Origin of the sequence: Priestia sp. YIM B13486 (genome assembly GCF_042787865.1) — a bacterium.
Taxonomy (GTDB): domain Bacteria; phylum Bacillota; class Bacilli; order Bacillales; family Bacillaceae_H; genus Priestia; species Priestia megaterium.
Genome location: NZ_JBHZOZ010000006.1, coordinates 139,801 through 152,948 on the forward strand (window position 1 = coordinate 139,801; position 13,148 = coordinate 152,948).

Here is a 13,148-nt window from a genome sequence, read left to right on the forward strand (position 1 = left end):
TATTCTTTTAAAAAAGCTGCTTCAAGATTCAATTACTTGGATCTTGAAGCAGCTTTTTATCCTGTCATTGCTCTAGCCAGTTAAAAAAAGGAATGGCTGATGTAGACTGAGAAGGGTTAACAGAAGATAGTTTTTTGGGCTGTTGATTTTGACGAAATTTTTGGCTATGCTTGCGGGCTTGATCAATGGTCTGAATACCATTTTTCTTCCATTCAAATAAAATCCGATCAATATACCGGAAGTTTAATTTTCCAGACATCACCGACTCTCTTAGTGCCGCTTTAATAATAATGGGATCATGATGATCTTGATCAATCCACATCGCTAGAGTTTCGCATTCAAACGGAGACAATGCTCTGCCGAACTCTTTTTCAAACATTGTATATAAATTAAGCTCTTCTTGTTCTTCTTCACTTTTTTCTACTTCTTTTGTTTCTTGCATCATATGATGAATAAGCTTTTCCCAAAGCGGTTTTAATGAATAACGTTCACAAATAAGGGCGTTTTGCTGTTGATCTTGCTCAATAGATAAAAAGCCGCGCTGAATTAATGCTCGCAGCGTATCCATACAGACAGCACTTGAAATACTCATTTTTGCCGCCAATTCGTTAGGTGTCGGGAAACCTTCACCGCCTTCAATGGAAACATAAATATGCATTAACGTCATGAATTCCGTTTCGTTCATTCCCAAATCGCTATAGTGATTAAACAGCAGCTTCGGAATTGAAACTGTGCCTTGTTCAAACCATTCAATTAACGTTTCTTTTTTCATATCCGAACACCTCAGTAGTTAGTATATCATGAAGTTTATAGTCAAAGTAATAATTATTCGAAGCTAAAAAAGCTTCTATGTAAAACTTTCCGCTGAAACCGTACCATTGCTCTGCACATATAAAATATATACGAACGATGACTTCCTTCCAAGAATATTACACTAACTTATTTTTTCGAGAATTGCAACTCCCTTTTAAGTTAGGCTCTTTTCTATGTTTGCCTTTGTTTCCTTACGATATAAGTAAAAGCCTCGTTTTTCTTTTCTTTTTATAATTCATAAAAAAAGCTAAAAAAGTATCCTGACTACAAGAGTCAGAATACTTTTTTCACTTCCTTACGGGTATAGACGGTTTAATAAGCGTGGGAATGGAATCGTTTCACGAACGTGTTCTACGCCGCTAATCCATGCTACCGTACGCTCAAGGCCTAAACCAAATCCTGAATGTGGAACTGAGCCATACTTACGAAGCTCTAAATACCACTTATACGTTTCAGTATCTAATTTGTGCTCTTCTACACGCTGAGCTAAAAGCTCTTGATCATGAATACGTTCAGAGCCTCCAATGATTTCTCCGTAGCCTTCTGGTGCGATTAAATCTGCGCATAATACTACGTCTTCATTTGTTGGATCTGGCTGCATATAAAATGGTTTTAATGACGTTGGATAGTGTGTAATGAATACCGGCTTGTCATAGCTTTCTGCGATAGCCGTTTCATGCGGTGCTCCAAAGTCATCTCCCCACTGAATGTCTGTAAATCCTTTTTCATGTAAGAATTTAAGAGCGTCATCGTACGAAATACGAGGGAATGGCGCTTTAATTTGTTCTAACTTAGATGTATCACGGCCTAGTACATTTAACTCTAACTTACAGTTTGTTAAAACAGACTGTACGACATGAGACACATACTCTTCCTGTACTTTCAAGTTATCTTCGAATTGGTAGAAAGCCATCTCTGGTTCAATCATCCAAAACTCAATTAAATGACGGCGTGTTTTAGATTTTTCAGCACGGAACGTTGGACCGAATGAAAATACTTTTCCAAGAGCCATTGCCGCTGCTTCCATATAAAGCTGTCCACTTTGAGAAAGATATGCATCTTCGTCAAAATATTTCGTGTGGAATAATTCTGTTGTTCCTTCAGGAGCACTTCCTGTTAGGATTGGCGGATCTACTTTTGTAAACCCGTTTTCGTTAAAGAATTCATACGTTGCACGAATAATTTCGTTACGAACCTTCATAACAGCATGTTGACGTTTAGAACGCAGCCATAAATGACGGTTATCCATTAAGAACTCTGTTCCATGTTCTTTTGGCGTAATTGGATAATCAACAGCTTCATGAATAACTTCAAGGCTTGTAACTGTTAATTCATAGCCAAACGGTGAGCGCTCATCTTCACGTACTACACCTGTTACATATAGTGATGATTCTTGCGTCATAGATTTAGCTAATTTAAAAGTTTCTTCTTCTACTTCAGCTTTTACAACTACCCCTTGCATAAATCCTGATCCATCGCGCAGCTGTAAAAAGGCAATTTTACCACTTGAACGTTTATTCGCTAACCAAGCACCAATTGTTACTTCTTTTCCTACATGCTTGCTTGCTTCTGAAATCGTAATTTTCACGATTAATATCCCTCCAAAAAACTTACATTTCGTAATTATGTATGCCATCCTATTATACATTTCGACAAACATAATAACAAGTAACAAACAAAAAGAGCCTTCTAACACGTGTGATTTGTGCTAAAAGGCTCTTTTGTTTCTACCTATTGTTACTTTTTTATTTCATGTGACGAGTCATGAATGATTGAATTCGTTCCAATGCCTTTTCTAGCAAATCTAGTGATGTAGCATAAGAAAGACGTACGTTTTCTGGTGAACCGAATCCTGATCCAGGCACTAGCGCTACCTTCTCTTCTTCTAAAATAGCTTCTACCCATGCATCAACTGTATCAAAACCAGTTAACTTTGCAGCTTCAATTGCATTAGGGAATAAGTAGAAAGCACCCTGTGGTTTTAAGCATGAGAATCCTGGAATATTAATCAGCTTTTCATGAATTACGTTTAGACGCTCTTCAAAAGCTTGTCGCATCATTTCCACCGGCTCCTGAGTGCCGTTATAAGCAGCAATTGTTGCATATTGAGCAATAGATGTTGGATTTGACGTGCTGTGACTCGCTAGGTTTGTCATCGCTTTAATAACTGTAGCATCACCAGCTGCATATCCAATGCGCCAGCCCGTCATGGAATGTGACTTAGAAACACCGTTAATGATAATTGTTTTTTCTTTTAACGCTGGTGAAAGCTGTGCAATCGATACATGTTCATTTTGACCATATACAAGCTTTTCATAAATTTCATCTGATACGATAAAAATATCGTGCTTCAAGCAAACTTCTCCTAAAGCTTGAAGCTCTTCTCTTGTGTAAATCATACCTGTTGGGTTGCTTGGTGAATTGATAATAACAGCTTTGGTTTTAGCAGTAATAGCCGCTTCTAATTGTTCAGGTGTGATTTTAAATTCGTTATTTTCAGAACCTTCAACGAATACTGGTGTACCTTCTGCTAACTTTACTTGCTCAGGATAACTCACCCAGTAAGGAGTTGGGATAATCACTTCGTCACCTTCGTCTAACAGAACTTGAAATAACGTATACAGTGCGTGCTTAGCACCTGTACAAACAATAATTTCAGAAGGTGAATACGTCAGGCCTTGGTCGCGTTTGAATTTTTCAATTACCGCTTCTTTTAATGGTGCAAGGCCGCCTGCTGGCGTATATTTTGTCTGACCATCATTCATTGCTGTAACAGCCGCTTCTAAAATGTGCTGCGGCGTATTAAAATCAGGTTCCCCTGCTCCAAGTCCAATCACATCATGACCAGCCGCTTTCAATTCTTTCGCTTTTGCTGTAATCGCTAATGTTGATGATGGCGTTAATGCTGATACACGTTTTGCTAACTTCACTAAAATCTCCCCCTATGAACTAAAGCTATAATCAGCCCGCGAGCTGATTATAGATAAAAAATTGGCTTCATTTTCATAAAGCGCTGAAACCTTATATTATGACACATATGGTATTTCATATGGTATAAACGATTTATGATTGAGATAAGCTGTATCGTTTTATAAATTCACCGCTAGAGAAATCAAGATAATAGTATGTTAAATGTTTCTTATCTTTATCCACATATGTTACTTCCCACAGCGGCTTTTTATTTTCAATGCCTAGGCGCACCGACTTAATTTCCTGCGGGTTTTTATCATTTTTCACAATGGAAATGGCTTTCTCTTTTGTGATCCCGCTGCTTGCTTTCTTTAAAACAGCTGTTTGCTTTTTGCTTTTAGGCATCCAAGCAATTACCTTTTGATTGCTTCGGTTTGTACCTTCTACTACATAAAATGCATGATTGCCGAAATATGGCTGGGTGCTTGTGACAGATTTCAAATTAAATTCTTTTTTTGCTTGGGATGCTGCTTTTTCCTCAGCAGACTGAACATCCTTCACGGACGAGTGATAAATGCTAAAAGAAATGCCTCCGATAATTAAAAGCACAGCAGCTACCGCTACAATAATTAACTTTTTCATAAAATCCCTACTTATGTACGATAAATTGTAAATACAGCTTTGCTTTGATCTTCTTCATCTAACGCTAATCCGAACATCAAATCTTGCTTTTTCAACGTGCGATTCAAACTATCAACAATTTTATATAAATCCGAGGAATTTTCCACGCGGACAGTTGATAATACTTCAATCCTACTTTCCATTGTAAACCTCCTAGCTCGTCTATCACGACGCAAAAATGACGATATTCGTATTATAACAGGTATCAAAAACCATCGTCATCTTTTTCACTCATCAATCCCGTCTGTACGTTTTGCGTAAAAACCGAATAAATAAGTAAACATATATAATATTATAAGGAATTTACCTCTTTTTGCAAAAGGAAATTTGTTTATTTTGCAGAAAATTTCATCACATCATAGGATTTTAGCGACATTTTAATAGAGTAAGCGCTCCCCTCTCTTACGTCATATAATTCAATCCATTCAGCTGTTAAATTTGAAAGCAGTCGAGGGGAATAGGAACGGCCTGGTTTCGTAAAAGAAACGGCAAGCTGTGTATCTAATTGCTTCAAAAATGCATTCGAAAAAAACGTTCCCTCTCCAAAATCAGGAATTTTCAATACATCTACATGGGTAAGAGGAATACGTAAAAACTTTTCTTCTACTTCATCTGAGCTGCTCATTGCATATAGAATCCGATGTTCTCCGATCGTAAATAATAGATCCATAGCCGCTATTTTTTGCTTCGATGCATGCAAGACATCAACGTGTATATTATTTGTTAACTGAAATAAATCATTTTCTTTCCACTTCTCTGTTTGAAATTCCGCCTGGTACTGAGCGGGGACAATAATACGCTCTATATGATAATCATTCACAGCTCGCTGAACATTTGAATCATAGTACTTTTGCTGTTTCGTAATCACTAATTGGTTGATTTTTTTCACTTTATATCGCTTCAACCACTTCTTCAGCTCGGGATAGGAAGATGCATTCCCGGTATTTATCAAAATAGTCTCACCGCTTCCGTCTTGAATCAGACTCGCTTCTCCAGCTGAAAGAGGTAAGAAGGTGATCACTACTTCATCAGCTTGTAAACCAAAATCTACGTTTTTAATGACGGCTGCTGAAACCGAGCAGTTCATAAAACTAAAAAACAGTACGGCGCTTATTAATATTTTAATCATACAATGTCCTCATTTGCTTATCATAGTATATTACTATCGTCTCTCAAGTGAAGAAACAGTATGCATAAAAAAAGACTTAAGCGTATGCTCAAGTCTTTTCATTCCACCATTCTTTGTAGTCCAGTAAGATATTCGAAAACGTTTTTTGAACAACCTGGACTTTTGGAAGTGAGTGAAGGAAATGGTACCCATATGCTGTTCGCGTAATACGATTATCAAAAATAAATATAGCTCCTCGGTCACTTTTCGAACGAATCAACCGTCCAAATCCTTGTTTAAAACGGATAACGGCCTGAGGAAGTGAATAATTCATAAAAGGACTTTTTCCTTCTTTTTTCATCTGCTCAAATTTAGCTGTCAGCAAAGGTTGATTTGGAGATGAAAAAGGAAGTCTGACAATTACGAGACATGATAATAAATCTCCTGGCAGATCAATTCCTTCCCAAAGGCTGTTTGTACCTAATAGAATGGAATGCTCAAACTGGCTGAAGTCCTTTAGCAGTCTATTACGATTTCTAGTTGTGACTCCTTGACCGAGCAGTACAAACTCTTCAAGATCGTTTAACTCTTTTAAATAACCATACGTAGCTTTCAGCATGTCATATGAAGTAAAAAGCACCAGCATACGACCATTTGTTACTTTAGCTACGTCAAGAATACTTTCTGCCATCATAGCGCTATACTCATATAATGATACTTCGTTAACAGCAGGCATATCTTGAGGAATATAGACTCTAGCTTGCTTCTCATAATCAAACTCAGAAGGGAGAATGAGTTGAGCAGGCTGAAAGTCATATAACCCTAGCTCTTGAATTAAATAATCAAATGTTCCATTCACCGTCAATGTAGCCGATGTTAAAATAACGCTTTGTTTCTTGGCGAAAAATTCATCAGCCAGCGTATCGGCAATGGAAGTAGGCTGACTATAGATATACGTAGCATTCGCTGCTCCTTTTGGTTCAATCTCAAACCACGTTACGTGATGACTCTGCTGTTTGAACAAAAGCTTTTCTATTTGCTGAGATATGTGTTCAAATCCTTTAACAGCCGTTTGAAATTCATGAAGAGACGACTGTTCATTTTTTGTGACTTTGTCATATAGTTCGTCAAAGGAATGTCTTGCCCCATCATTCCATGTAAAAAGATCGTGAATTAAAAAACGAATGCGCGACGCTGCTTCTTGAATAGCCGTCCAGTAATGCCCATGCTCTTTTTCCACTTTATATCGATAGCTGCTTCTTCCAATCTCGCCCTGCTGATTGCCGATTCTTTTTTGGACAAAAGAATGAATCAAACGAAATAAGTCGTCGCACTCAGAATGGAGCTGCACAAACAGGTTTTGAAGAAATTCAGTGTTAAGCTCGATGCTATACTTTACAAACGTATGATGAATTTTTTTTAACAGCCCTTTGTCTTGAATGGTTCCGATTCGGTTTAATAGCGCATGAACCGCAAAATAATCTAAGCGCTCCCCCAGCTCTTCTCCAGCAATGTCTTCTAAGTGATGAGCCTCGTCAATAATAATCTGTTCATACTCAGGCAGCAGCTCATGATTACTCATCACATCCATCAACAGCAAGCGATGATTTGTCACTACTATATGGGCATTTTGCGCTCTGTTCTGCGCTCGTTCATAAAAAGAATAAAGTTTCCAAGGATGCTTAAAGTCACTTGGAGACGGATTGCTTTCATTTAGCTGTTCCCAAAAAAGTTTGCCGCCAGAAGGCAGGTTGATTTCATCGCTATCGCCCGTTTCCGTTTCCGTCAGCCAAATAAGCAGCTTCGCTTTTGTAAGAATTGCATCGTAATTATTATTGCGCTCTTTTAAGAGCTGAATAAATTTTCTTATACTAATGTAGTGTTCTCTTCCTTTTAAAACAGCTGCCGTAACAGGAAACGGAACAATCTTTTCTAGAATGGGCACATCTTTTTCGATGATTTGCTGCTGAAGCGTTACCGTGTTAGTTGAGATAATAACTGGGCGGTGATGAACAGAAGCATAAAATACGGCAGGAACTAAATAAGCGTAGGTTTTACCAATACCGGTCCCGGCTTCAATTAAAGCATGCTCATTACCTGCAAAGCACTCTTGTACAAAGTTCATCATCTCCCACTGCCCTTTTCGTTCTTCAAACAATGGCAGAGCCTGATGGAACAGCTTTTGCTTTTCAGTTTCAAATATTTCGTAAGTATGAGAGTGCTGCTTTTCATTAGCTGAATGCGGCTGATATTTGTTTAGCGCAATGCCATGTATAAATTCATAAGAATCATCCTCGGCATAGCTTTTATCATCTATAACTTGTTGAATCAGTTCTCCAATTTCACTTTTAAAGTGCAAGCTTAGCGCATACAGCTGCTTTAAGGTTGTTAGAGGTAGCTTCTTTAATTTTTCAATTAGTAACAGTAAAATACGTGCCGTTACTTCTGCATCACTATCTGCTTGATGAGGGTTTTCATGTTCAATATGTAAATACTCAGCTAATTGGCTAAGTTTGTACCCATCAACTGTAGGCAGCAGAATCCGGGCCAGTTCGACGGTATCTACGGTTGAATTATAAAGCGTCTCCTCTCCGCACTGATAGAGTTCTTCTTGTAAAAAAGTTAAATCAAATGCCACATTATGCGCAACAAAATAAGCATCATCTAGCAATTCTATAATTTTAGGTGAAATTTCTTCAAATAAAGGCGCATCTTTCACCATATCATTTTGAATGTTAGTTAGTTGTGTAATAAAAGGCGGAATATCCATACCAGGATTTAAAAAACTAGAAAAACGTTCAACAATATTGCCGTCTTCTACTATGACAGCAGCAAATTGAATCATTTTATCTCCTTGTTTTGGAGAATGTCCCGTCGTTTCAAGATCTACCACAACAAAGCGTTTATTCACGGTCAACACCTCGCAAGTCTGTCTTTTTATAGTATAAAGTGAAAGCCTGCTCTATATGCTTTAAAAGCGCAACTCCTTCTCGTAAAAACAGAGAGGCTTTCATACATAGAGTTTTACTTTAGTGTGTATAGAGGTTTATACCGTTCACTTACTAGCGTATGTATTCAAATAAAAATCCCCCTCATAAAGGGGGACTGTTCTTATAGAATTGTACCAGCTGGTTCTTGTTTAAGCAATTGTTGGATTTTATTCTGCTCATTCATAATCGCTACGGTTGGATGATGGTGGGCTACTTCTTCATTTGCCACGAGCGCATAAGAGATAATGATGATAATATCTCCAGGCTGCACAAGTCTTGCAGCAGCTCCATTTAAACAAACTACGCCGCTCCCGCGTTCGCCGGGAATCACGTAAGTTTCCAAGCGAGCTCCGTTATTATTGTTTGCAATTTGGACTTTTTCGTTTGCTGCTATTCCTACTGCGTCGATGATATCTTCATCAATGGTGATACTGCCAACATAATTTAAGTTGGCTTCAGTTACATGAGCTCTGTGTATTTTAGCGTTCATCATCGTGCGAAACATTTAGTTATCCCCCTGTACGTCTACAATTACATTATCAATCAAACGTGCTTTAGAGAATTGAACAGCTAAAGCAATAATGATTTTGCCAGCGGCTTGTTTAATCGGTTTTAGCTTTGGATACGTATAAACCTCGATATAATCCACTTTACCGCTCGTATATTGCTCAATTTCTTTTCGAATGGTCTGTTTAATAATTTCTACGTGCTTCTCTCCGCTTTCAAGCAGCTGCAGAGCGCTTTGTAAACTCTTAAATAAAACAGGTGCCTCTTCTCTTTCTTTTTCTGTTAAATATACGTTACGAGAACTTTTAGCTAAGCCATCTGCTTCTCTCACCGTATCTACTGGTCTAAGCTCCACTGGGAAATTAAAGTCTTCAATTAAGCTATCTACTACAGCAACTTGCTGTGCATCTTTTTTACCAAAGTATGCACGATCTGGTGTTACAATGTGAAAAAGCTTTGTTAGTACCGTGGCTACTCCGTCAAAATGGCCGGGACGCTTCTGTCCACACAATACGTCTACACGATCTGTCACGGTTATAGCAACTGAATGGCTTGACTTATACATTTCCTCTACTGAAGGATAAAATAAATAGTCGACGTTAGCTTCTTTTGCCACGCGCTCATCGCGCTCAAAATCTCTTGGATACGTATCAAAATCTTCATTCGGCCCAAATTGAGTCGGGTTCACAAAAATACTTAGCGCCACTACTTCATTTTCTGTGCGGGCTGCTCCAAGTAAAGTAGCATGGCCTTCATGCAAATAGCCCATCGTCGGGACAAATCCAATTGAACGTCCAAGCTGCTTTTCTTTTTTCATCTCCTGCTGCATGTCTTTAATTGTTGTAATGACTTTCATCTTATTTTCCTCCGTACAGTGCCGTTAACTGCTCTTCTTTCATTGAAAAAGTATGTGCTTCTTTCGGAAACTCTCTTTTTTTCACTTCACTTACATACTGAGAAAGCCCCTGTAAAATAGGCTCATTTATTTTCGCAAATGACTGAACGAATTTTGGCACACGCTCTACTCCGTACGTTAATACATCGTGGTATACAAGTACTTGACCATCCGTATCAGCTCCTGCTCCAATTCCGATTGTTGGAATGCTCAAGCGTTCAGCTACTTGTTTTGCTACTTGTTTAGGAACACATTCTAATACAACAGCAATAGCTCCCGCCTGCTCACACTTGATCGCGTCTTGGATTAGCTGTTTAGCTTCTTTTGCTTCTTTTCCCTGCACTTTATAACCGCCCATGACACCGACAGACTGAGGAGTTAACCCGAGATGTGCCACAACCGGAATACCCGCTTGCGTCAATTCTGAAATTGTATAAAGAACATCCTTTGCACCTTCTACTTTTAAAGCATGAGCTCCGCTTTCCTGCATAATACGAGCAGCATTTTTCATCGTGTCTTCTTTCGACACGTGATAGGACATAAATGGCATGTCGGTGACGATAAATGTATCAGCAGCTCCTCTTTTAACCGCTTTTGTATGATGAATCATATCATCTACCGTTACAGGAATCGTAGAGTCATATCCTAAAACGACCATTCCTAGAGAATCGCCTACTAAAATCATGTCTACGCCTGCTTCCTCAGCGTACTTAGCTGACGGATAATCGTAGGCAGTCAGCATCACAATTGGTTCATTGTTCTGTTTCATACGTAAAAAATCTAATTTTGTTTTCACTAACTTTCTCCTCCTTCTCAGAGGAGATGAGCGCACGTCTGCACACAAAAAGTCCTTCTACCTATAAAAGGAAGAAGGACTTTGACAGACTTCATCTATAAAAAGCACACTTTACCTAATGTGCTTACCTACGCGTCATCCCTCTGTCCTAGTCCTTAATGGATCAAGGCAGATTTATTGTCGTATTTAAAATAAAAAAACGAGTATCAAGTGAAGTTCTTGCGATACTACCTTGATACTCATATTATAATAAAAATTTCTTTATTTTTCTACTATTTTTTAGCAGAGAGCTCAATATCTGCAGAATGAATTCGGTGTATAACTCCTTCATCATCTTCAATCAATAGAACGCCTTCATCTGTTATACCTTTTGCAAAGCCTTCAATGTTAGCTGTCATCGTACGTGCTATAATTCGCTTGCCAATACTGATCGCATACGTTTCCCAAAGAACTTTAATTAAACCAAAGCCATTTTTCAAGTATTCTTCGTAAAGGGTTTCTAACTTTAAGAAAAACGCTTGCATCAAAGCCGCACGATTAATTTCTTCACCTTTTTCAATACGTAAAGATGTGGCAATGTGTTTGATTTGTTCATTAAAATCCGTTTCCTGCTGATTCACATTGATGCCGATTCCAATGATGACTGAGTGAATCCGGTCAAAATCAGCCTGCATTTCTGTTAAAATCCCAACTAGCTTCTTCCCATTTAATAAAACGTCATTAGGCCATTTAATGTCTGGAGAAAGGTTCGTCACTTCTTGAATGGCCTGTACAACAGCCACTGCTGATAGTAGAGTCAGCTGAGGAGCCTGCTGCGGAGGGATAGAAGGACGCAGTATAATACTCATCCAGGCACCAGTATATTTTGGGGAATACCAAGCTCTATCAAGTCTTCCTCTCCCTGCCGTTTGCTCTTCAGCAACTACGACCGTTCCTTCTTTTGCTCCTTCTTGAGCGATTCGATGAGCAATTTTCTGAGTAGAATGCACGCTTTCCTCATAATGAATATACTGACCGATTTTTGTTGTTTGGAGCCCTAATAAAAGCTCGTTGCTGCTTACTTTGTTCGGCTTCCCTACAATGCGATAGCCTTTTTTACGAACAGCTTCAAGTTCATAGCCGTCTTTTCGCAGCTCTTCGATATGCTTCCATACAGCTGTTCTTGAACAGCCTAATAAATCGCTGATCTTTTGGCCGGAGACATAGTCCCCATCTGCGTTCGTAAACATTTCAAGCAGCGTTCTTCTTATATCTGACTGCAAGACTGCACCCACTTTCTTATTGAAGATTTCGTGTTCATTAACTCATTGTATAGAACTTTCTCCTCAATTTCTTTTAACAGTTGAGACACCCATGGACCACCCTTTTTACCTGTCCACACTAAAAGATCTTGACCATTTATATCTAAATCTTTTAAAGAATGAATAGGCAGCTCGCTATAGATGTAAAGAAGCTCATGTTCATTCATATGCTCATTGCTTCGAAGAAGTTGTAAAATACGATTCACGCTTACGCTGGCCTGCTCTCCAATTGTATACATGATGCGTTTTGACCATCCATTTTCCAAAACGTCTCGAAGGCCAATAGACTGAAGCTGAATATCTTTAATTTGCTTATTAGATAATTTCCAGCTTTTAAAAAATGCCTGCTTGTCTTGAATATCGAGCAGATGTACCAGAAGTGTCCATGACTCCGATACTCGCTGAAGCATCATCCAATCGTGTGCACAAACAGACCGGAATTTTTGCGGATCTACATTCAATTGGGGCAAGTAGCGATACAACTCCGTATCTGCTACAAGTGCTAATGCTAAAGACGGACGCTTTCCGCTCAGCATTTTTTCGAATTCAACTGTAATGCGTTCAATAGAAACATGCCTCAGCAGTTCACCGTATTGCTGAATGGCTCTTTTAGTTTGATCAGACAGCGAAAACGCCAGCTGACTGACAAAGCGAACGGCTCTCATCATACGAAGAGCATCTTCATGAAAGCGTTCTTTAGCATTTCCGACAGTGCGAATCAGCTGATTTCGCAAATCTTCTCTTCCATTAAATGGATCAATAATTTCTCCTTTTGCATTCATAGCCATTGCATTGATTGTAAAATCGCGACGCTGCAAATCTTCTATCAGAGACGAAATAAACGTAACGGACGAGGGCCGACGAAAATCATCATATTCTCCCTCAGAGCGAAAAGTGGTTACCTCATAGGTCTCGTTCTCATGGACAACGACAACCGTACCATGCTCGATTCCTACATGAATCGTCTTAGGAAAGAGTTCCATCACTTGTTCAGGCCTAGCCGACGTAGCGATATCAATATCTCCAATCGTGCGATTTAAAATGAGATCCCTGACCGCTCCTCCAACAAAATACGCTTCGTAACCGGCTGTCTCCAGTTTTTCAATAATATAAAGCGGATGAATGAACGGTTCTTTCATAACTTCCT

General features: G+C 38.9%; 12 protein-coding genes. All 12 read right to left on the reverse strand.

From position 1 onward, the window contains the following. Nucleotides 1-64: 64 nt before the first annotated feature. The 12 genes from ACFX4G_RS17270 to ACFX4G_RS17325 all read right to left on the reverse strand — a co-directional run bounded on the left by ACFX4G_RS17270 (nucleotide 65) and on the right by ACFX4G_RS17325 (nucleotide 13,140). The gene (locus ACFX4G_RS17270) at nucleotides 65-772 is read right to left on the reverse strand and encodes a DnaD domain-containing protein (protein WP_214986213.1); all 708 of its coding nucleotides are present in this window, start codon (nucleotides 770-772) and stop codon (nucleotides 65-67) included. A gap of 336 nt (nucleotides 773-1,108) precedes the next feature. Then, nucleotides 1,109-2,401, reverse strand: coding sequence for an asparagine--tRNA ligase (gene asnS, locus ACFX4G_RS17275; protein WP_028407969.1), 1,293 nt, complete (start codon nucleotides 2,399-2,401; stop codon nucleotides 1,109-1,111). Nucleotides 2,402-2,558: 157 nt separating this feature from the next. Further along, nucleotides 2,559-3,743 carry a pyridoxal phosphate-dependent aminotransferase gene (locus ACFX4G_RS17280; RefSeq protein WP_013082327.1) on the reverse strand — a complete coding sequence of 395 codons (1,185 nt, stop codon included), beginning with the start codon at nucleotides 3,741-3,743 and terminating at the stop codon, nucleotides 2,559-2,561. 133 nt (nucleotides 3,744-3,876) lie between these two features. Continuing rightward, entirely contained in the window at nucleotides 3,877-4,365 is a 489-nt protein-coding gene (locus ACFX4G_RS17285; protein ID WP_013056103.1) for a cell wall elongation regulator TseB-like domain-containing protein, read from the reverse strand. 11 nt (nucleotides 4,366-4,376) lie between these two features. Further along, nucleotides 4,377-4,547, reverse strand: a complete 171-nt coding sequence (locus ACFX4G_RS17290) for a YpmA family protein (RefSeq protein WP_013056102.1) — start codon at nucleotides 4,545-4,547, stop codon at nucleotides 4,377-4,379. 188 nt (nucleotides 4,548-4,735) lie between these two features. Continuing rightward, entirely contained in the window at nucleotides 4,736-5,533 is a 798-nt protein-coding gene (locus ACFX4G_RS17295) for a ComEC/Rec2 family competence protein (RefSeq protein ID WP_057241804.1), read from the reverse strand. Between the two features lie 88 nt (nucleotides 5,534-5,621). Continuing rightward, nucleotides 5,622-8,423 carry an ATP-dependent DNA helicase DinG gene (gene dinG, locus ACFX4G_RS17300; protein ID WP_230184587.1) on the reverse strand — a complete coding sequence of 934 codons (2,802 nt, stop codon included), beginning with the start codon at nucleotides 8,421-8,423 and terminating at the stop codon, nucleotides 5,622-5,624. A gap of 200 nt (nucleotides 8,424-8,623) precedes the next feature. Continuing rightward, nucleotides 8,624-9,007 (reverse strand): aspartate 1-decarboxylase, encoded by a 384-nt coding sequence (gene panD, locus ACFX4G_RS17305; RefSeq protein ID WP_377575893.1) that lies wholly within the window; start codon nucleotides 9,005-9,007, stop codon nucleotides 8,624-8,626. Continuing rightward, entirely contained in the window at nucleotides 9,008-9,865 is an 858-nt protein-coding gene (gene panC / locus ACFX4G_RS17310) for a pantoate--beta-alanine ligase (protein WP_097823979.1), read from the reverse strand. A gap of 1 nt (nucleotide 9,866) precedes the next feature. After that, nucleotides 9,867-10,700: a 3-methyl-2-oxobutanoate hydroxymethyltransferase gene (gene panB / locus ACFX4G_RS17315; protein ID WP_377575898.1), complete on the reverse strand. Its 834-nt coding sequence runs from the start codon at nucleotides 10,698-10,700 to the stop codon at nucleotides 9,867-9,869. Between the two features lie 272 nt (nucleotides 10,701-10,972). Further along, nucleotides 10,973-11,962, reverse strand: coding sequence for a bifunctional biotin--[acetyl-CoA-carboxylase] synthetase/biotin operon repressor (locus ACFX4G_RS17320; RefSeq protein ID WP_013056096.1), 990 nt, complete (start codon nucleotides 11,960-11,962; stop codon nucleotides 10,973-10,975). Further along, nucleotides 11,947-13,140 (reverse strand): CCA tRNA nucleotidyltransferase, encoded by a 1,194-nt coding sequence (locus ACFX4G_RS17325; protein ID WP_028407961.1) that lies wholly within the window; start codon nucleotides 13,138-13,140, stop codon nucleotides 11,947-11,949. Before ACFX4G_RS17325 ends, ACFX4G_RS17320 begins: the two co-directional genes overlap by 16 nt. Nucleotides 13,141-13,148 lie beyond the last annotated feature (8 nt).

Coding starts and splice junctions, on each gene's coding strand:
- ACFX4G_RS17325 (WP_028407961.1), bottom strand. CDS start 13,140: ATGAAAGAACCGTTCATTCATCCGCTTTATATTATTGAAAAACTGGAG.
- panD (WP_377575893.1), bottom strand. CDS start 9,007: ATGTTTCGCACGATGATGAACGCTAAAATACACAGAGCTCATGTAACT.
- ACFX4G_RS17270 (WP_214986213.1), bottom strand. CDS start 772: ATGAAAAAAGAAACGTTAATTGAATGGTTTGAACAAGGCACAGTTTCA.
- ACFX4G_RS17295 (WP_057241804.1), bottom strand. CDS start 5,533: ATGATTAAAATATTAATAAGCGCCGTACTGTTTTTTAGTTTTATGAAC.
- panC (WP_097823979.1), bottom strand. CDS start 9,865: ATGAAAGTCATTACAACAATTAAAGACATGCAGCAGGAGATGAAAAAA.
- ACFX4G_RS17285 (WP_013056103.1), bottom strand. CDS start 4,365: ATGAAAAAGTTAATTATTGTAGCGGTAGCTGCTGTGCTTTTAATTATC.
- ACFX4G_RS17290 (WP_013056102.1), bottom strand. CDS start 4,547: ATGGAAAGTAGGATTGAAGTATTATCAACTGTCCGCGTGGAAAATTCC.